Genomic DNA, 18286 nt, shown 5'->3' on the forward strand with positions numbered 1-18286 from the left:
GTAGCGGTTGGCTTCCCTCAAGCCACTACCGGCACACGCTCCATGGCGTCGCGGGTACCGCCGCTGTGCAGATTCTTTGCAGTCAATGACTTAGGCACATCAGCGGGATTGGGATAGGTGCCCAACACGCGGTCGGCCGTACCCGAAGTTGTCACGGTGAACCAGAAATGCTCGTTCTTGTAGTGGTGCAGCCGGTGATCGCGGTAGATGGCGCGAAACGGCCTCGTCTTGGGCTTGTAGTCAGAGTGGATGAGATAGTGGCACCACTCGTAAACAATGCCCAGGCCGGCGTAGAACGCGAAGTAGGTCAACCCCAGCCCTGGCCGGGTAACTTCGGCCAACGCGATCGCAATCACCAACGAGGACGGAAGAATCCAGAACAACGCTTTCCACGGAATGAAGACGAGTGCAGCATTGCGTGGATCCGCGTGATGCTCACGGTGTTTGCGCGAAAGTAGTGGGTCGACTTTCAGTCGGCCGATGCTGCGGGGGCGCCAGTGCAGTATCACCACATGGATGACCCACTCGTAGAACGGGAACGTCGCCAGCATCAGCGCGGGCACCAGGGCGTCAGTCCATTGCCAATCACCGACCACCACCCGTGCAGCAAGCGCGACGACAAACGTCGTACCGATCATCCACGGCGAGGCGTGCTTCCAGAATTCGCGAGACGCTCCGGAGAGCGTAAGGCCCCTGCGGGCGGTTGCTGTGGTCATCGTTGATCCTCCAGACTTGCGAAGGCGGCATTCAGTGCCGCGGTTGTGGGTTGGAGCAGGTCGTATGCCGCTTGCTTGGCCGCGGGCTGATCGCCGGCGGTGATCGCGTTCGCAATCGCCCGGTAGCCCTCAATCCGTCCGACTTCGGCTTTCATAACAACGGCAAGAGCGGACAGAGCAGGTTCGTACGCGGCGCGGAGTGTGTTGTACATCAGCCGAAACACGATCGAATCGGCCCCATCGACGACGTGGTCCCAAAAGGCCATGGCGCGAAGTTGACGCTCGATCGGATCCGACTCAGCCTCGATCGCGTCGAGCGCTTCATCGAGTAACGCGGCCAACTCCGGCGGCCGACGCTCCGCCGCCAGTTCGGCCACCTTGGGCCCGATATGCAAACGGGCCTCAAGGATGCTGCGGACCACCGAGTATTCGAGTTCGCCGGCACGCACCAGCAGACTAGGCAGGAGGTCCAAGCCGCCGTGCCGGCGGAAGTCACGCACCGTGGTGGAGTCACCTTGCCGGACTTCTACGAGACCCGTGGCGGCAACACGCTTGAGGGCCTCGCGGACGGCAGGTCGAGACACCCCGAGTACCTCGGCGAGGCGCCGTTCACTCGGGAGGGTCTGCCCAGGCTGAATCCCGCCATTGAGCACTTCAGACACGATCTGATCGAAGACGTCTTCGGGGACCGATTTGCGGTTGACCGGCTGGAAAGGCATGGCACGACCCTAGCGCGATATGGGTCCGGTGGTCAAGGGGCCAGGTGGTCATACCAGTAGCCAGACATGTAGCCCATGGCTGCAGGCCACCCCAACACGAACGGGGGACCAAGCAAGCACTAGCCCAGAATCAACCCCGACGTCGGCACACCCGTCCCCGCCGTGACGAGCACATGCTCGACGTCCGGCACCGGATTCACCGACGTACCGCGCAGCTGGCGAACCCCCTCGGCGATTCCGTTCATGCCGTGGATATAGGCCTCACCCAGTTGTCCGCCGTGCGTGTTGATCGGCAGCCGCCCGCCGATCTCGATCGCACCGTCGGCGATGAAATCCTTGGCCTCACCGCGGCCACAGAATCCCAACTCCTCCAACTGAATCAGCGTGAACGGGGTGAAATGGTCGTACAAGACCGCGGTCTGGATATCCGAGGGCGCCAAGCCTGATTGCGACCACAACTGCTCGCCCACCAAACCCATTTCGGGCAGGCCGATCTCGGGCCGGTAATAGCTGACCATCGTGTACTGGTCCGGGCTGGATCCCTGCGCCGCCGCCTCGATGACGGCCGGACGGTGCTTGAGGTCGCGCGCCCGCTCAGGCGACGTCACCACGATCGCCACCGCGCCGTCGGTCTCCTGGCAACAGTCCAGCAGCCGCAACGGCTCGGCGATCCATCGCGAATTCTGGTGGTCCTCAATGGTTATCGGCTTGTCATAGAAGTACGCCTTCGGGTTCTTCGCGGCATGCCGACGGTCGGCCACCGACACCGCACCGAAGTCGCGGCTGGTCGCCCCGGACCAGTGCATGTAGCGCCGGGCGATCATGGCCACCTGGGCGGCAGGCGTCGACAGCCCGTGCGGATACGAGAACGAGTTGTCCACGCCGGTCGAATCGGCGTTCTCGGTCAGCCGGGTCTGCACCTGTCCGAATCGCATGCCGGACCGCTCGTTGAACGCCCGGTAGGCCACCACCACATCGGCGACTCCGGTCGCCACCGCAATTGCGGCCTGCTGCACCGTCGCGCACGCCGCACCCCCGCCATAACCGATCTTGGAGAAGAACTTCAGGTCACCGATGCCCGCCGCGCGCGCCACCGCGACCTCGGTGTTGGTGTCCATGGTGAACGTGGTCAAGCCATCGACGTCAGCAGGCGAAAGCCCCGCGTCGTCCAACGCGTCCAGAACGGCTTCCGCAGCCAGCCGCAGCTCGGACCGACCGGAGTTCTTCGAGAAGTCGGTGGCGCCAATACCGACGATGGCCGCCTTACCGGACAACATCTACGCGTCCCCCATCGTCAGCGTCACCGTCGCAATGACGTGGTTACCAAGACTATTGGCGCCGATCACCTTCACCGTGATCAACCCGTCCTCCACCGCGGTCACTTCACCGGAGAAGGTCACCGTGTCGTAGGCGTACCACGGCACCCCCAGCCGCAGCCCGATCGACTTGATCAGAGCCGACGGCCCCGCCCAGTCGGTGATATAGCGCTGCACCAGACCCGTATCAGTCAAGATGTTGACGAAGATGTCCTTGGACCCCTTCGCGACGGCTTTGTCCCGGTCGTGGTGCACGTCCTGAAAGTCACGCGTGGCCAACGCCGTTGAGATGATGAACGTCGGGTCTCCGTACAACTTCAGCTCAGGTAGCTGCAGGCCGACTTCGACCACAGGCGCGCTCATGCCTCCGCCTCCCAGGCATGCAAGGTCCACGCCGGCCCGGATTGACCGGCCGGGAAGTCGATATACGTTGCGCGGACGGGCATTCCGATCTCTACCGCAGCCGGATCGACGCCGCGCAGCTCCCCGAGCATCCGCACACCTTCCTCCAGCTCGACCAACGCGATCACGAAAGGCGGTGTGCGACCGGGCACTTTCGGCGCGTGGTGCACCACGAAGCTGAACACAGTGCCGCGCCCGCCCGAGACCACATAGTCCACGGGTTCGGCCGGATCCTGCCACAGCGCCGGCACCGGCGGATGCTGCAGTCCACCGTCGGGTAGCCGCTGGATCCGCAGCTCGTGCGCGTTGACACCCTCCCAGAAGAACGCCGTGTCGCGCGACGAGGCCGGCCGCATCATGGCGTCGGCGTCCAAGTCCTCGGGTACCGACCCCGAAGACGCCGCAGCGGGCTTGAATTTGAGAATGCGCCAATTCATCTCGGCAACGTCTTCGTCGCCCACCCGCCACACGATGTGCTGGTTGATGAAGAAGCCCTCACCGAGCGCGGTCTGCTTGGGCCCCACCACGTCGCCCATTTCCGACGTGATGCTGACTTCCTCGCCGGGCCGCAGGTAGCGGTGATAGGTCTGCTCACAATTGGTCGCGACCACCCCGATGTAGCCGTTGTCATCGAACAGCTTCATCATCGGGCCCATGGGGTCGTCGTCCGGGCGCGCCCCATTCAGCCCGAACATGGTCCACACCTGGATCATTGCCGGTGGCGCAACCAACCCCGGGTGTCCGACCGCGCGGGCCGCGACCTCGTCCACGTAGATCGGGTTGCGATCGCCGATCGCCTCGACCCAGTTGTTGATCATCGGCTGGTTGACCGGGTCCCGGCCGGTGCGCGGCTTACCGCCACCAGCCGCGACGATCTCCGCGATGGCGTCCTGAAGTCCACTCATCGAGGCACCCTCGGCACCTTCAGGCCAGACGCGGCGATCATCTCGCGCATGACCTCGTTGACGCCGCCGCCGAAGGTGATCACCAGGTTGCGTTTGGTCTGCGAGTCCAGCCACTCGAGCAGCTCCGCCGTGTCGGGCTCAGCCGCGTTCCCGTACTTGCCGACGATCTCCTCGGCCAGCCGACCGATGTACTGGATCTTCTCGGTGCCAAAGACTTTCGTCGACGCCGCATCGGCCACGTTGATGTCCTCGCCGGCGGCGGCCACCTGCCAGTTCAGCAGCTCGTTGACCCGCCACAGCGAATAGATCTCGGCGAGCGCCCGCTTGACGTCGTGATGATCGATCGGGGTGACGCCGTTAGCGCCGGGTTTCGACGCCCACGCGTGCAACCGGTCGTAGATGCCGGCGGTGCGACCGGCCGGTCCGAGCATCACCCGCTCGTTGTTGAGCTGGGTGGTGATCAGGCGCCAACCGCCGTTCTCCTCACCGACCAGCATGTCGACCGGCACCCGCACGTCGTTGTAGTACGTCGCATTGGTGTGGTGCGCTCCGTCGGACAGGATGACCGGCGTCCAGGAGTACCCGGGGTCTTTGGTGTCGACGATCAGGATCGAAATGCCTTTATGCTTAACGGCTTCCGGGTCGGTCCGGCACGCCAGCCAGACGTAGTCGGCATCGTGTCCGCCGGTGGTCCACATCTTCTGGCCGTTGACGATGTACTCGTCGCCCTGGCGTACCGCCGAGGTACGCAGCGATGCCAGGTCGGTGCCGGCCTCCGGTTCGCTGTAACCGATCGCGAAGTGCACCTCGCCGGCCAGGATCGCCGGCAGGAACTTCTTCTTCTGTGCCTCGGTGCCGAACTGTTGCAACACCGGACCGACCGTCTGCAGCGTCACCGCGGGCAGCGGCACGTCGGCCCGATGCGCCTCGTTGACGAAGATCGACTGCTCGATCGGCCCGAAACCCAAGCCGCCGTACTCCTTCGGCCAGCCCACGCCGAGCTTGCCGTCCCGGCCCATGCGCCGGATGACCGCTCGATACGCCTCGTTGTGGCGGTCCTTCTCCATCTCCTTGGCCTCTTCGGGCGTGATCAGATTGGAGAAGTACTCCCGCAGCTCCGCCTGCAGCCGCCGCTGCTCCGGGGTCAAGTCGATAAACATTTACACTCCAACCAAATCTTCTGGGTGGCGACCCGCCGCGCCCGGTTGCGCCGGGTTTGCGATCGCCACCGAATCGAGACGATGCGAAGGCCCGCCCAGCAAGCGGGTCAGGTCCTTGATCGTGGAGTAGTACCGGTGCATCGGGTAGGTGATGTCCATACCCATGCCGCCGTGCAGATGGTGGCAGGTCTGCATCACCGGCGGCGCCTGCGAAGCCAGCCAGTACCCGAGTACATCCAGGTCGCTCCCGGCATCGCGGCCTTCGGCCAGTTTCCAGATCGCTGCCTTGGCCGCCAAATCGATGGTGCGCGAGGCGATGTAGACCTCCGCCAACTGCGCCGCCACCGTCTGGAACGTCGACAAGGGCTTGCCGAACTGCTTGCGCCCGGCCACATAGTCTGCGGTCAGCCGCAGCGCCCCAGCCACCAACCCGGTGGCGTAGGCACCAATCATGGCCATTACCAACTGATTCACCCGTGACGGCGAGGCGCCCGCAAGCACATCGGCGTCGGCGACGACGACGTCGGAGAATGTCACCGTGTACTCGTCGGAGCCGCTTGAGGTCGGGGTACGGACCAGCCGCACCCCGTCGGCCTTCGGCGACACCACGACGACGGCGCTGTCGGCCGTCACCAGCATCCAGTCCGCGGACTCCGCGTACCCGACCCCCACTTTCACGCCCGATAGCCGGCCATCACTCAATTTGACCGACGGACGGTCCGGTAGCGCCGAGCCGGGCTCGTTGAGCGCGGCGGTCAACACTCCCCCGTCGGATACCCCGGCCAGAAAGCGATCCTGTTGCTCCCCGGATGCCAGATCGAGCAGCGGCACTACGCCGTAGCCCAAGGTGACCAGTGCCGGAGTGATGGCGCCATGGCGGCCCGCTTCGGTGAGTATCGTGCCCACCTCGGCCAGTCCGACGCCGTCACCACCCAGCCGTTCGGGCACTGCCAGTGCCGTTACCCCGCCATCCGCCAACGCTTTCCAGGTCAGTTCCCGGCCCAGGACCGAGTTGACCACGTCGGCCACGGCTTCTTGCTCCGCGCTGAGATTGAAGTCCATTGCGATCAGTGCGCCGCCGCGCCCTTGCCCGTGTAGTCGACCTGCCAGTGCTTGATGCCGTTCAGCCAGCCCGACCGCAACCGCTCGGGCTCGGAGATCGGCGCGAGGTCCGGCATGTGGTCGGCGACCGCGTTGAAGATCAGGTTGATGGTCATGCGGGCCAGGTTGGCGCCGATGCAGTAGTGCGCACCGGTACCGCCGAAACCGACGTGCGGGTTCGGGTCGCGCAGGATGTTGAAGGTGTGCGGGTCATCGAACACGTCCTCGTCGAAATTCGCCGACCGGTAGGACATCACCACTCGCTGGCCCTTCTTGATCTGCACGCCGGCCAGTTCGGTGTCCTCGCTGGCAGTGCGCTGGAAGGCCGATACCGGAGTCGCCCACCGGATGATCTCGTCCGCGGTGGTCGACGGGCGATCCCTCTTGAACAACTCCCACTGGTCGGGGTTGTTCGCCATCGCGATCATGCCGTGGGTGATCGAATTGCGCGTGGTCTCGTTGCCAGCCACCGCGAGCATGATCACGAAGAACCCGAACTCGTCGTCGGAGAGTTTTTCGCCGTCGATGTCGGCCTGGATCAGCGTGGTGACGATGTCATCGGTCGGGTTCTTGCCCCGCTCCTCGGCCATCGCCATGGCGTAGGTGATCAGTTCCATCGACGACTGCGCCGGGTCGACGGTGGCGTATTCCGGGTCCGTGCCCCCGGTCATCTCGTTGGACCAGCGGAAAAGCTTGTCACGATCCTCCTGCGGCACGCCGAGCAGGCCCGCGATGGCCTGCAACGGCAGCTCGCACGCCACCTGCTCGACGAAGTCGCCGCTACCCACGCTCGCCGCGGTCTTGGCGATGTTCTGGGCGCGCTGAGCCAGTTCGTCTTCCAGCCGCCCGATGGCCCGTGGCGTGAAACCGCGGGAGATGATCTTGCGCAGCCGGGTGTGGTGCGGTGCGTCCATGTTGAGCATGACGCTGCGCTGCAGTTCGACCTGTTCGCGCTTCATCTCCGGCGGCCACGTCGGGATGGCGCCGTTCATCCAGCTGGAGTAGACGTCGCTGCGTCTCGACACCTCCTTGACGTCGGCGTGCCGGGTGACGAGCCAATATCCGTGGTCTTCGAAGCCACCCGAGCCGTTCGGGATGTCGACCCAGTGGACCGGCTCCGCCTTGCGCAGCGAAGCGAGCTGCTCGACGGGCAACCCGGCGAGGTTGACGTCGGGATCGAGGAAGTCGAAGTCGGCGGGAAGGTTGGGGGGTGCCATGTGAGTGCGCTCCTTTTACAACACTAATTGCAACGTGTTCTAGTGCCAGTAAAACACGGCTCCTCCGCAGATAAAAGGCAGGTCGCCGTCCTCGCTTGTCATAGTAATGAAACGTGTTCTAGCCTGGCTTCATGGGTAACCCGGTAATCGTCGAAGCCACCCGCAGCCCCATCGGCAAGCGCAATGGATGGCTCTCAGGACTGCACGCCACCGAACTGCTGGGGGCAGTGCAGAAGGCGCTGGTAGAAAAGGCCGGTCTGGACCCGGGGGATGTCGAACAGCTCGTCGGCGGCTGTGTGACGCAGTTCGGGGAACAGTCCAACAACATCACCCGGGTGGCGTGGCTGACGGCCGGTCTGCCCGAGCATGTCGGGGCCACCACCATCGACTGCCAGTGCGGCAGTAGCCAGCAGGCCAACCACCTCGTTGCCGGGCTGATCGCGACCGGGGCCATCGACATCGGCATCGCCTGCGGCATCGAGGCGATGAGCCGGGTCGGGCTGGGCGCCAACGCCGGCCCGGACCGCGCGGCGATCCGCGCCGCATCCTGGGACATCGACATGCCCAATCAGTTCGAGGCGGCCGAGCGCATCGCCAAGCGACGCGGCATCACCCGCGAGGAGATCGACGCGTTCGGTTTCGCCTCGCAGGCCAAGGCGAAGCGGGCCTGGGAGGAGAACCGGTTCGATCGCGAGATCTCCCCGATCGTGGCGCCGGTGCTCGACGAGAACAAGCAGCCCACGGACGAACGCGCGCCGGTCACCCGTGACCAGGGCCTGCGTGAGACCACGCTGGAGGGGCTGAGCCAGCTCAAGCCGGTAATGGAAGGCGGCATCCACACCGCCGGTACGTCGTCGCAGATCTCCGACGGCGCGGCCGCGGTGCTCTGGATGGACGAAGACAAGGCGAAGGCGCTGGGACTGAAGCCGCGGGCGCGGATCGTCAGCCAGGCCAACGTCGGCGCCGAGCCGTACTACCACCTCGACGGTCCCGTGCAGTCGACGGCCCGGGTGCTGGAGAAGGCCGGCATGAAGATGGGCGACATCGACGTCGTCGAAATCAACGAGGCCTTCGCCTCGGTGGTGCTGTCCTGGGCGCGGGTTCACGAACCCGATATGGACCGCGTCAACGTCAACGGCGGCGCCATCGCCCTGGGACACCCGGTGGGGTCCACGGGGGCCCGGCTGATCACCACCGCGCTGCACGAACTCGAGCGCACCGACCAGACCACCGCGTTGATCACCATGTGCGCGGGCGGCGCGCTATCGACCGGGACCATCATCGAGCGCATCTAGGCCTGTGCACGTCTCCGAGGAAAGTCGCATCGCGGCGGCACAGAGCTACATCGACGCGCTGGTCAGTCATGACGCCGAGGCGGTTCCGTTCGCGGCCGGCTGCACCCGCATAGAACTGGGCGTGAAGAACGGCTTCTCCGGAAATCACTTGCGGCGCGGCCTGAATCGCGGATTGCAGTACCGTGTCATCGCCGACGCCACCCCGCCGGACTACCGCATCGACGGCGACGAGGTGCACGCCACATACGATGTCCTGAGCAAGGCGGCGCTCGCCGGCCGGCGGATCGCGGCGCGGGTCACCGAGACCTTCGTAATTCCGGCCGAAAGCGCCACCGGCAAGGCCGAGATCCACCACATCAGGGCCAGTTTCACGCCGTTCATTCAGCACTAGGATCACACCATGCCGAAATCCCGCCCGCGGTTCCTGGATTCGCCCCTCACCGACCAGTTCATCAAGTGGATGTCGCGCCTCAACACCTGGATGTACCGCCGCAATGGCGGTGAGGGCCTGGGCGGGACGTTCCAGAAGATTCCGGTCGCGCTGCTGACCACCACCGGCCGCAAGACGGGCGAGCCGCGGGTCAGCCCGCTGTACTTCCTGCGTGACGGTGACCGCGTCATCGTGGCGGCCTCCAAGGGCGGCGCGGCCAAGAATCCGATGTGGTACCTCAACCTGAAGGCCGACCCGAAGGTGCAGGTGCAGATCAAGAAGGAAGTCCTGAATCTCATCGCCCGCGACGCCACCGACGAGGAGCGCGCTCAATACTGGCCGAAGCTGGTGGACATGTATCCCAGCTACGAGGACTACCAGGCCTGGACCGACCGGACGATCCCGATCGTCATCTGCGACCCCGTCCGCTGAGGAGTCACAGCCGAATGGACGACCGGCTCACCGAAGATCGCCTCAACGACGTCGTCTCGGCCCAGTACGAGAAGTGGACGTACCCCGAGCCCATCCAAGACATCGGTGAGTGGCTGGTCGACGGGTGGCAGTGGTTCGATCCCAGCCACGCCTACCAGAGCTTCTGGCCGGACCGGGAATACCGGCCCGACATGGACATCCTGGTTGCGGGCTGCGGCAGCAACCAGGCCGCGATCTTCGCGTACAACAATCGCTCGGCGCGGGTCGTCGGTATCGACGTCAGTCGGCGGTCGCTGGATCACGAGCGGTACCTCAAAGACCGGCACGGGTTGTCGAACCTGGAGTTGCACCGGCTTCCCATCGAAGAACTGGCGACGCTCGGGCGCGATTTCGACCTGATCGTCTCGACGGGTGTGCTGCACCATTTGGCCGATCCGTCGAGGGGCATGAAGGCGCTCGCCGATTGCCTGCGACCGGACGGCGCAGTCGGCCTGATGCTCTACGCACGCTACGGCCGGTTCGGCGTCGAACTGCTGCAATCGGTCTTCCGTGACTTGGGACTGGGCCAGGACGAGGACGGCATCCGGTTCGTCCACGAGACGATCACCATGCTTGACCCCGACCACCCCTTCCTGATCTACCGGGATGCCGCACCGGACCTGCATTACGATGCCGGACTGGTCGATACGTGTCTGCACGGCCGCGACCGCAGTTACACCGTCAGCGATTGCTTTGGTCTGCTGAACTCCGCGGGTCTGGTGTTTGCGCGGTGGTTCCACAACGCGCCGTATTACCCGCACGACGTCAACAACCTGCCCGCGCCGGCCACGGAGTTCTACCAGAAATTGACCGCGCTGCCCGAGCCGGCCATGTGGTCGCTGCTGGAGAAGCTGAGGACCGCGAATTCGTGCCATTTCTTCATTGCGTGCCATCCGGACCGTCCGAAACAGAGCTACGCCATCGACTTCGCGTCGCCGGACGCGCTGGATTACGTGCCGCGCATGCGGCTGGGCTGTGGTCTGTCCGGCGCGGAGATCTCCCGGCCGCACTGGAGCACGACACTGAACGCCGCCGAACTGCCCTACGCGCAACATGTCAACGGACAACGCACAATTCGGGAGATCGCGGCCGCCGTCGCGCGCAACGAGACGGACCCCTTCAAACTCGGGTTGTACGAGAACTTCGGCCGCGGATTCTTCCAGTCGCTGTGGCGCCTGGACTTCGTGGAAATGAGCCTGGAAGCGGTACGCCGGCCTGACGCGCCCTAGGAACCGGCCCCGTACACCGGCACCGGGGGCCGCGACTTGGCCAGCAGGTCGGTGACCACGGGACCCAACTCTGCGGGATCCCACTTCGCACCCTTGTCGATCTGCGGTCCGTGTGCCCACCCCTCGGCGACCCGAATCAGTCCGCCTTCGACCTCGAAGACCTTGCCGCTGACGCCACGGGATTCGACGCTGCCCAGCCACACCACCAACGGCGAGACATTCTCCGGGGCCATCGCGTCGAAGCCGCCGTCCTGGGGCGCAGCCATGGTCTCGGCGAACACGGCCTCGGTCATCCGGGTCCGGGCGGCCGGCGCGATGGCGTTGACCGTGATGCCGTAGCGGCCCAATTCGGCCGCGCCGACCAGCGTCAGCGCAGCGATCCCGGCCTTGGCGGCGGAGTAGTTACCCTGCCCCACGCTGCCCTGCAGTCCCGCTCCCGAGCTGGTGTTGATGATCCGGGCGTTGAGGTCGTCCGGACCGACGGTGCCGGCCTTGATCTGCCGGCGCCAGTAGCCCGCCGCGTGCCGCAGGGTGGCGAAATGCCCCTTGAGGTGCACCCGGATGACGGCATCCCACTCACTTTCGCTGGTGTTGGCCAACATTCGGTCCCGGATGAAGCCGGCGTTGTTGACCAGCACGTCCAATCCGCCGAATGTGTCGACCGCCGTGTCGATCAGGTTCTGGGCACCCGTCCAGTCGGCGACGTCGTCACCGTTTGCGACGGCCTCCCCACCGGCCGCGGTGATTTCGTCGACCACCTGCTGCGCCGGGCTTTCTCCGGCGGATCCGTCCAGTCCCACACCGATGTCGTTGACCACCACGCGCGCACCCTCGGCGGCGAATGCCAACGCATGCGCGCGGCCGATGCCACGCCCCGCACCGGTGACGATGACTACCCGCCCGTCAACCACACCCATATCCATTGTCTCCTTTACTTGATCGCGCTCGCGTTCGTGGTGGCCAGATAGTGCGGCGGCTCCCCACCACCGTGCACCTCCAACGACGCACCGCTGATGTACGACGCCGCGTCCGACGCCAAAAATGCGGCGGCCCAACCGATGTCCTCTGGTCTAGCCATTCGGCCGAGCGGCACGTTCTTGGAGATGGCGGCTATCGACTCGGCGTCCCCATAGAACAGGTCGGCCTGCTCGGTTTCCACCATGCCGACCACGCAGGCGTTCACCCGCACCTTCGGCCCCCATTCCACCGCCAGCGTCTGAGTGAGGCTCTCCAAGCCGGCTTTCGCCGCCCCGTACGCCGCGGTGCCCGGACTCGGCCGTCGGCCACTGAGGCTGCAGATATTGACGATCGACCCGCCGCCGGCCTGGCTTTGCATCACGTCGTTGGCGTACTGCGAAACTAGCAGCCCACCAATCAAATTCAGCTCGATGATCTTGCGGTTGAACTTCGGGCTGGACCCGGCCGTCAACACGTACGGCGATCCCCCGGCGTTGTTGACGACGACATCGAGCCTGCCGTGTCGGTCCACGATCGAGCCGATCAGGCCTTTGACGGCCTCTTCGTCACGGATGTCGCAGGAATGAAACTCGAAGGGCAAGCCCTCGACCGCGCGTCGGGCACACGTCACCACGGTCGCGCCCTGCCCGGAAAAAACCGAGCTGATACCGGCCCCGACGCCCCGAACGCCGCCCGTCACCAGCACCACTCGCCCGGACAGCGCAAGGTTGATGCCGTCCGGGGCGCAATGGGGGGAGGTCACTGTGCTAGCGTACCAAGCAAGTGCTTGCTTAGGTAACTGACCCCAGCGGACCAGCAGGAAGTGCCATGACGATCACCTCCACCACCACCGAACCCGGGATAGTCTCGGTCACCGTCGACTACCCGCCCGTCAACGCCATTCCGTCGCAGGGGTGGTTCGAGCTCGGCGACGCGATCACGGCCGCCGGACGGGACCCGCAGACCCATGCCGTGATCCTGCGGGCCGAAGGCCGCGGCTTCAACGCCGGTGTCGACATCAAGGAGATGCAGCGCACCGAAGGCTTCACCGCACTCATCGACGCGAACCGCGGGTGCTTCGCGGCATTTCGCGCGGTCTACGAATGCGCGGTTCCGGTGATCGCCGCGGTGAACGGTTTCTGCGTCGGCGGCGGGATCGGCCTGGTCGGCAACGCCGACGTCATCGTCGCCTCCGACGACGCGACCTTCGGACTGCCGGAGGTGGAACGCGGTGCGCTCGGCGCGGCCACGCACCTGTCCCGCCTGGTCCCGCAGCACATGATGCGGAGACTGTTCTTCACCGCCGCCACCGTGGACGCCGCCACCTTGCACCACTTCGGTTCGGTGCACGAGGTGGTGCCCCGCGCTGAGCTGGACGAGGCCGCCCTGCGGGTGGCCCGCGACATCGCCGCCAAGGACACCCGCGTCATCCGCGCCGCCAAGGAGGCGCTGAATCTGATCGACGTGCAACGTGTCAACTCGAGTTACCGCATGGAGCAAGGGTTTACGTTCGAGCTCAACCTCGCCGGCGTCGCCGACGAGCACCGCGACGCGTTCGCCGGAACGGCGAAGGGCAAGAAGGAATGAGCAACAAGACCACCACTCTCGACGACGCCGTCTCGCACGTGCGAAGCGGCATGACCATCGGCCTCGCGGGGTGGGGATCCCGACGCAAGCCGATGGCTTTCGTGCGCGCCCTGCTGCGCACCGACGTCACCGACCTCACCGTCGTCACCTACGGCGGACCGGACCTGGGCCTGCTATGTTCGGCGGGCAAGGTCAAGCGGGTCTACTACGGGTTCGTCTCGCTGGATTCGCCGCCTTTCTACGATCCGTGGTTCGCCAAGTCCCGGACCAGCGGGGCCATCGAGGCGCGGGAGATGGACGAGGGCATGCTGCGCTGTGGCCTGCAGGCCGCGGCACAACGGTTGCCATTCCTGCCGATTCGCGCCGGGCTCGGCAGTTCGGTGCTGGACTTCTGGGAGGGTGAGCTGCAGACGGTCACCAGCCCGTATCCGACAGACGGCGGCCACGAGAAGCTGATCGCCATGCCCGCGCTGCGACTCGACGTCGCGTTCGCACACCTCAATGTCGGTGACAACCGGGGCAACGCGGCCTACACCGGCATCGACCCCTACTTCGACGACTTGTTCCTGATGGCCGCCGAGCAGCGGTTCCTGTCGGTGGAACGCGTCGTCTCCACCGAGGAACTCGTCAAATCCGTACCGCCGCAAGCGCTATTGATCAACCGCATGATGGTCGACGGCGTGGTAGAGGCACCAGGTGGCGCTCACTTCACCACCGCCGCACCGGATTACGGCCGTGACGAGAAGTTCCAGCGGCACTACGCCGAAGCCGCCTCCACCGAAGAGGGCTGGCAGCGGTTCATCGCGACCTATCTGTCCGGCAGCGAGGACGATTATCAGGCCGCCGTGCACAAGTTCGCCGAGGAGGCAGCGAAATGACCGCCACCCGAGCCGAAGTGTGCGCGGTTGCCTGCGCCGAGTTGTTCAGGGACGCGGGCGAAATCATGATCAGCCCGATGACCAACATGGCGGCGGTCGGAGCGCGTCTGGCCCGACTCTCTTTCTCCCCCGACATCCTGCTCACCGATGGCGAAGCGCAGTTGCTGGCTGACACCCCCGCGCTGGGCAAGACCGGCCCCGTCGAGGGGTGGATGCCGTTCGGGCGCGTCTTCGAGACGCTGGCCTGGGGTAGGCGCCATGTGGCAATGGGCGCCAATCAGGTTGACCGCTATGGCAATCAGAACATCTCCGCGTTCGGTCCGCTGCAACAGCCGACCCGGCAGATGTTCGGGGTGCGCGGCTCGCCAGGCAACACCATCAACCATGCCACCAGTTACTGGGTCGGCAATCACTCCAAGCGGGTGTTCACCGACACGGTCGACATCGTCTCCGGCATCGGCTACGACAAGGTCGACCCCGACAACCCGGCGTTCCGCTTCGTCAACGTCTTCCGGGTGGTGTCCAATCTCGGTGTCTTCGACTTCGGCGGACCCGACCACACCATGCGGACGCTGTCGCTGCACCCCGGCGTCTCGCCGGACGACGTCCGCGAGGCCACGTCGTTCGAGGTGCACGGTCTCGGCGAGGCCGGCGAATCCCGGCAGCCGACCGATGACGAGCTGCGCCTCATCCGCGAGGTCATCGACCCGAAAGCGTTGCGCGACAGAGAGATCCGTTAGTGAGACTCAAGACGCCGCTGACCGAGCTGGTCGGCATCGAACACCCGGTGGTGCAGACCGGAATGGGTTGGGTGGCCGGTGCGCGACTGGTGTCGGCGACGGCCAACGCCGGCGGGCTGGGCATCCTGGCCTCGGCCACCATGACGCTGGACGAATTGGCCACGGCCATCGGCAAAGTCAAGGCCGCCACCGACAAGCCGTTCGGCGTCAACATGCGCGCCGACGCAGCCGACGCCGGCGACCGCGTCGAACTGATGATCCGCGAGGGCGTTAAGGTGGCGTCGTTCGCGCTCGCACCCAAGCCCGAACTGATCGCGCGGCTCAAAGAGGCCGGTGCGGTGGTCATTCCGTCGATCGGCGCGGCCAAGCATGCCCGCAAGGTCGCCGGTTGGGGCGCCGACGCGATGATCGTGCAGGGCGGCGAAGGCGGCGGGCACACCGGTCCGGTGGCGACCACGCTGTTGCTGCCGTCCGTCTTGGACGCGGTCAAGGGCACCGGCATCCCGGTGATCGCCGCCGGCGGCTTCTTCGACGGACGCGGTCTGGCCGCGGCCTTGTCCTACGGGGCGGCGGGCGTGGCGATGGGCACCCGCTTCCTGCTCACCTCGGATTCCACGGTGCCCGACGCGGTCAAGAAGCGGTATCTGCAGTCCGCGCTGGACGGCACCGTGGTCACCACCCGTGTCGACGGCATGCCACACCGGGTACTGCGCACCGGCCTGGTGGAGAAGCTGGAAAGCGGCTCGCGGGCACGGGGTTTTGCCGCGGCGGTACGCAACGCCGCCAAGTTCAAGCAGATGTCCCAGATGAGTTGGCGGGCGATGGTCACCGACGGCCTGGCCATGCGGCACGGCAAGGAACTCACCTGGTCGCAGGTGGTGATGGCGGCCAACACGCCGATGCTGCTCAAGGCGGGACTGGTCGAGGGCAACACCGACGCCGGGGTACTGGCCTCCGGTCAGGTGGCCGGCATTCTGGACGACCTGCCCTCGTGTGCCGAACTGATCGAGTCTGTCGTGGCCGACGCGATCGAGCACCTGCAGGCCGCATCGAAGCTAGTGGAGTAGTTGACGCGTGTCGACTAAGCTCTTCCAGCTATGTCGACCGTCGAGCAGGCACCAGCGACCCCCGGGTCCGCCGCGCAGCATGCGCTGCCCGATCCGGGTGAAGCGGTACCCAAGCTGGCACTGCCCACCATCGGAATTTTTCTCGCGTCTCTGGCGGCCTTCGTCACGTGCACCGTCGGCTACATCAACGGCTGGTCGCCCTGGTGGGTGACCATCCCGGTCAACGCCGCGGTGACGTTCGTGATGTTCACCGTCGTGCACGACGCGTCGCACTACTCGATCAGCTCGGTTCGCTGGGTCAACGGTCTGATGGGGCGGCTGGCCTGGCTCTTCGTCGGACCGGTGGTCGCCTTCCCGTCGTTCGGGTACATCCACATCCAGCACCACCGGCACTCCAACGACGACGACCAGGACCCGGACACCTTCGCCTCCCACGGGAAGTGGTGGCAGTTGCCGCTGCGCTGGTCGATGGTGGAGTACTTCTACCTGCGGTACTACTTGCCGCGCGCCCGCAGCCGCCCGGTCACCGAGGCCGCCGAGACGGTCGTGATGATGGTTTTGAGCCTGGCCGGACTAGCCGCGGCGATCTTCACCGGCAATTTCTGGATCCTGGCCGTCGTCTTCCTCATTCCGCAGCGCATCGGCCTCACCGTCCTGGCGTGGTGGTTCGACTGGCTGCCTCATCACGGGCTGGAAGACACTCAGCGCACCAACCGCTACCGGGCGACCCGCAATCGCGTCGGCGCCGAATGGCTGTTCACCCCGGTGTTGCTGTCGCAGAACTACCACCTGGTGCACCACCTGCACCCATCGGTGCCGTTCTACCGGTACCTGCGGACCTGGAAGCGCAACGAAGAGGCATACCTCGAGCGCAACGCCGCGATCAACACCGTCTTCGGCCAGCAACTGAATCCGGACGAGTACCGGGAATGGAAGGAACTCAACGGGCGACTGGCCAAGCTGCTACCGGTGCGGATGCCGTCCCGGTCCAGCTCCCCGCACGCCGTGCTGCACCGCATCCCGGTCGCCTCGGTCGACCCCATCACCGCCGACAGCACCCTGGTCACGTTCGCCGTGCCCGAGGACCTGCAGGACGCGTTCCGGTTCGAGCCGGGGCAACACGTGACAGTGGTGGGCGCCGAGGGGGTTCGCCGCAACTACTCGATCTGCGCACCGGCCACCCGCGCGCAACTGCGCATCGCCGTCAAACACATTCCGGGCGGCGCCTTCTCCACATACGTGGCCGAGCAACTGCAGGCCGGTGACGTGCTCGAGCTGATGACCCCGACGGGACGGTTCGGCACCCCGCTGCATCCGCTGAACCGCAAGCACTACGTCGGCCTGGTGGCCGGCAGCGGCATCACGCCGGTGCTGTCGATCCTGGCCACCACACTGGAGATCGAGACCGAAAGCCGGTTCACGCTCATCTACGGCAACCGCACCAAGGAATCGACGATGTTCCGGGCCGAACTCGACCGACTCGAGTCGCGCTATGCGGATCGGCTGGAGATCCTGCACGTGCTCTCCGGTGAGTCGCTACACACGCCGGAACTGCGCGGCCGTATCGACCGGGACAAACTCAACCTGTGGCTGACCGGCAACCTGCAGCCGGACAATGTCGACGAGTGGTTCATCTGCGGCCCGATGGAGATGACCACGGCGGTCCGCGAGACCCTCTTGGAGCACACCGTGGACGCCGAGCATATTCACCTCGAGCTGTTCCATGGCTTCGACAGTGCGGCGGCGACTGAGCAGTCGTACGAGGCTGCGACCGTGACGTTCACGCTGTCCGGAAAGCAGTGGACGTACGACCTGACGCCGGGTGACTCAATCCTGGAAGGGGCGCTGCAGGTTCGCGATGACGCGCCGTACGCGTGCATGGGCGGTGCGTGCGGCACCTGCCGGGCCAAGCTCGTCGAGGGCAATGTCGAGATGGACCACAACTTCGCGCTGGGCAAGGCCGAACTGGATGCCGGCTACATTCTGACCTGCCAGTCCCACCCCACCACGCCGTTCGTCTCGGTGGACTACGACGCCTGAGGCCCCTCCCGGCCGACCCCTGCCGGCCGAGTGTGAATCCCACGACGAGACGCGCC

At 65.6% G+C, this 18286-nt stretch carries 19 protein-coding genes; 9 read left to right on the forward strand and 10 right to left on the reverse strand.

What is annotated here, in order from left to right:
• Window positions 1-17: 17 nt before the first annotated feature.
• The 8 genes from AC5Y7D_RS29755 to AC5Y7D_RS29790 form a co-directional block, all read right to left on the reverse strand.
• Complete coding sequence (locus AC5Y7D_RS29755; RefSeq protein ID WP_499929631.1) at window positions 18-716, reverse strand: sterol desaturase family protein; 699 nt, start codon at window positions 714-716, stop codon at window positions 18-20.
• The gene (locus AC5Y7D_RS29760) at window positions 713-1435 is read right to left on the reverse strand and encodes a FadR/GntR family transcriptional regulator (RefSeq protein ID WP_499929632.1); all 723 of its coding nucleotides are present in this window, start codon (window positions 1433-1435) and stop codon (window positions 713-715) included. Before AC5Y7D_RS29760 ends, AC5Y7D_RS29755 begins: the two co-directional genes overlap by 4 nt.
• 119 nt (window positions 1436-1554) lie before the next feature.
• Window positions 1555-2712 (reverse strand): 17-hydroxy-3-oxo-4-pregnene-20-carboxyl-CoA lyase, encoded by a 1158-nt coding sequence (gene ltp2, locus AC5Y7D_RS29765; protein WP_499929633.1) that lies wholly within the window; start codon window positions 2710-2712, stop codon window positions 1555-1557.
• The gene (locus AC5Y7D_RS29770) at window positions 2713-3114 is read right to left on the reverse strand and encodes a MaoC family dehydratase (RefSeq protein ID WP_499929634.1); all 402 of its coding nucleotides are present in this window, start codon (window positions 3112-3114) and stop codon (window positions 2713-2715) included.
• Complete coding sequence (locus AC5Y7D_RS29775; protein WP_499929635.1) at window positions 3111-4058, reverse strand: bifunctional MaoC family dehydratase N-terminal/OB-fold nucleic acid binding domain-containing protein; 948 nt, start codon at window positions 4056-4058, stop codon at window positions 3111-3113. The genes AC5Y7D_RS29770 and AC5Y7D_RS29775 overlap by 4 nt, the downstream gene beginning before the upstream one ends.
• Window positions 4055-5218, reverse strand: a complete 1164-nt coding sequence (gene fadE29, locus AC5Y7D_RS29780; RefSeq protein WP_499929636.1) for an acyl-CoA dehydrogenase FadE29 — start codon at window positions 5216-5218, stop codon at window positions 4055-4057. The genes AC5Y7D_RS29775 and fadE29 overlap by 4 nt, the downstream gene beginning before the upstream one ends.
• Complete coding sequence (locus tag AC5Y7D_RS29785; RefSeq protein ID WP_499929637.1) at window positions 5219-6280, reverse strand: acyl-CoA dehydrogenase family protein; 1062 nt, start codon at window positions 6278-6280, stop codon at window positions 5219-5221.
• A 5-nt stretch (window positions 6281-6285) separates the two neighbouring features.
• On the reverse strand, window positions 6286-7536 hold the full coding sequence (locus AC5Y7D_RS29790; protein WP_499929638.1) for a cytochrome P450: 1251 nt from the start codon (window positions 7534-7536) through the stop codon (window positions 6286-6288).
• 131 nt (window positions 7537-7667) lie between these two features.
• Between AC5Y7D_RS29790 and AC5Y7D_RS29795 the strand changes: the two genes are divergently transcribed.
• Genes AC5Y7D_RS29795 through AC5Y7D_RS29810 form a run of 4 tightly spaced genes read left to right on the forward strand, consistent with a single transcriptional unit; the run spans window position 7668 to window position 10961 of the window.
• Window positions 7668-8831 carry a steroid 3-ketoacyl-CoA thiolase gene (locus AC5Y7D_RS29795; RefSeq protein ID WP_499929639.1) on the forward strand — a complete coding sequence of 388 codons (1164 nt, stop codon included), beginning with the start codon at window positions 7668-7670 and terminating at the stop codon, window positions 8829-8831.
• 4 nt (window positions 8832-8835) lie between these two features.
• Window positions 8836-9222, forward strand: coding sequence for a DUF8021 domain-containing protein (locus AC5Y7D_RS29800; protein WP_499929640.1), 387 nt, complete (start codon window positions 8836-8838; stop codon window positions 9220-9222).
• A 9-nt stretch (window positions 9223-9231) separates the two neighbouring features.
• A complete protein-coding gene (locus tag AC5Y7D_RS29805; RefSeq protein WP_499929641.1) occupies window positions 9232-9693 on the forward strand; it encodes a nitroreductase family deazaflavin-dependent oxidoreductase in 462 nt (153 codons plus the stop codon).
• 14 nt (window positions 9694-9707) lie between these two features.
• Window positions 9708-10961, forward strand: coding sequence for a class I SAM-dependent methyltransferase (locus AC5Y7D_RS29810; RefSeq protein ID WP_499929642.1), 1254 nt, complete (start codon window positions 9708-9710; stop codon window positions 10959-10961).
• On the opposite strand, the gene AC5Y7D_RS29815 is transcribed toward AC5Y7D_RS29810, so the two are convergent.
• Both AC5Y7D_RS29815 and AC5Y7D_RS29820 read right to left on the reverse strand, forming a co-directional pair.
• The gene (locus AC5Y7D_RS29815) at window positions 10958-11878 is read right to left on the reverse strand and encodes an SDR family oxidoreductase (protein ID WP_499929643.1); all 921 of its coding nucleotides are present in this window, start codon (window positions 11876-11878) and stop codon (window positions 10958-10960) included. The genes AC5Y7D_RS29810 and AC5Y7D_RS29815 overlap by 4 nt on opposite strands.
• 14 nt (window positions 11879-11892) lie before the next feature.
• Window positions 11893-12681 (reverse strand): SDR family oxidoreductase, encoded by a 789-nt coding sequence (locus tag AC5Y7D_RS29820; RefSeq protein WP_499929644.1) that lies wholly within the window; start codon window positions 12679-12681, stop codon window positions 11893-11895.
• A 65-nt stretch (window positions 12682-12746) separates the two neighbouring features.
• On the opposite strand from AC5Y7D_RS29820, the gene echA20 reads away from it, so the two are divergent.
• The 5 genes from echA20 to AC5Y7D_RS29845 are packed head-to-tail and all read left to right on the forward strand — an operon-like array spanning window position 12747 to window position 18230.
• Window positions 12747-13505, forward strand: coding sequence for a (7aS)-7a-methyl-1,5-dioxo-2,3,5,6,7,7a-hexahydro-1H-indene-carboxyl-CoA hydrolase (gene echA20 / locus AC5Y7D_RS29825; RefSeq protein WP_499929645.1), 759 nt, complete (start codon window positions 12747-12749; stop codon window positions 13503-13505).
• Window positions 13502-14383: a cholesterol ring-cleaving hydrolase subunit IpdA gene (gene ipdA, locus AC5Y7D_RS29830; protein ID WP_499929646.1), complete on the forward strand. Its 882-nt coding sequence runs from the start codon at window positions 13502-13504 to the stop codon at window positions 14381-14383. Before echA20 ends, ipdA begins: the two co-directional genes overlap by 4 nt.
• Window positions 14380-15123, forward strand: coding sequence for a cholesterol ring-cleaving hydrolase subunit IpdB (ipdB, locus tag AC5Y7D_RS29835; RefSeq protein WP_499929647.1), 744 nt, complete (start codon window positions 14380-14382; stop codon window positions 15121-15123). Before ipdA ends, ipdB begins: the two co-directional genes overlap by 4 nt.
• Complete coding sequence (gene ipdC, locus AC5Y7D_RS29840) at window positions 15123-16190, forward strand: (3aS,4S,5R,7aS)-5-hydroxy-7a-methyl-1-oxo-octahydro-1H-indene-4-carboxyl-CoA dehydrogenase (protein WP_499929648.1); 1068 nt, start codon at window positions 15123-15125, stop codon at window positions 16188-16190. Before ipdB ends, ipdC begins: the two co-directional genes overlap by 1 nt.
• 30 nt (window positions 16191-16220) lie before the next feature.
• On the forward strand, window positions 16221-18230 hold the full coding sequence (locus AC5Y7D_RS29845) for a fatty acid desaturase (protein WP_499929649.1): 2010 nt from the start codon (window positions 16221-16223) through the stop codon (window positions 18228-18230).
• The last annotated feature ends 56 nt before the right edge of the window (window positions 18231-18286 follow it).

It is taken from the genome of Mycobacterium sp. NGS49 (assembly GCF_059812565.1).

Excerpts from the sequence above, each read along its gene's own strand:
- AC5Y7D_RS29755 (WP_499929631.1), bottom strand. The coding sequence starts at position 716 with ATGACCACAGCAACCGCCCGCAGGGGCCTTACGCTCTCCGGAGCGTCT.
- AC5Y7D_RS29760 (WP_499929632.1), bottom strand. The coding sequence starts at position 1,435 with ATGCCTTTCCAGCCGGTCAACCGCAAATCGGTCCCCGAAGACGTCTTC.
- ltp2 (WP_499929633.1), bottom strand. The coding sequence starts at position 2,712 with ATGTTGTCCGGTAAGGCGGCCATCGTCGGTATTGGCGCCACCGACTTC.
- AC5Y7D_RS29770 (WP_499929634.1), bottom strand. The coding sequence starts at position 3,114 with ATGAGCGCGCCTGTGGTCGAAGTCGGCCTGCAGCTACCTGAGCTGAAG.
- AC5Y7D_RS29775 (WP_499929635.1), bottom strand. The coding sequence starts at position 4,058 with ATGAGTGGACTTCAGGACGCCATCGCGGAGATCGTCGCGGCTGGTGGC.
- fadE29 (WP_499929636.1), bottom strand. The coding sequence starts at position 5,218 with ATGTTTATCGACTTGACCCCGGAGCAGCGGCGGCTGCAGGCGGAGCTG.
- AC5Y7D_RS29785 (WP_499929637.1), bottom strand. The coding sequence starts at position 6,280 with ATGGACTTCAATCTCAGCGCGGAGCAAGAAGCCGTGGCCGACGTGGTC.
- AC5Y7D_RS29790 (WP_499929638.1), bottom strand. The coding sequence starts at position 7,536 with ATGGCACCCCCCAACCTTCCCGCCGACTTCGACTTCCTCGATCCCGAC.
- AC5Y7D_RS29795 (WP_499929639.1), top strand. The coding sequence starts at position 7,668 with ATGGGTAACCCGGTAATCGTCGAAGCCACCCGCAGCCCCATCGGCAAG.
- AC5Y7D_RS29805 (WP_499929641.1), top strand. The coding sequence starts at position 9,232 with ATGCCGAAATCCCGCCCGCGGTTCCTGGATTCGCCCCTCACCGACCAG.
- AC5Y7D_RS29810 (WP_499929642.1), top strand. The coding sequence starts at position 9,708 with ATGGACGACCGGCTCACCGAAGATCGCCTCAACGACGTCGTCTCGGCC.
- AC5Y7D_RS29815 (WP_499929643.1), bottom strand. The coding sequence starts at position 11,878 with ATGGGTGTGGTTGACGGGCGGGTAGTCATCGTCACCGGTGCGGGGCGT.
- echA20 (WP_499929645.1), top strand. The coding sequence starts at position 12,747 with ATGACGATCACCTCCACCACCACCGAACCCGGGATAGTCTCGGTCACC.
- ipdA (WP_499929646.1), top strand. The coding sequence starts at position 13,502 with ATGAGCAACAAGACCACCACTCTCGACGACGCCGTCTCGCACGTGCGA.
- ipdB (WP_499929647.1), top strand. The coding sequence starts at position 14,380 with ATGACCGCCACCCGAGCCGAAGTGTGCGCGGTTGCCTGCGCCGAGTTG.
- AC5Y7D_RS29845 (WP_499929649.1), top strand. The coding sequence starts at position 16,221 with ATGTCGACCGTCGAGCAGGCACCAGCGACCCCCGGGTCCGCCGCGCAG.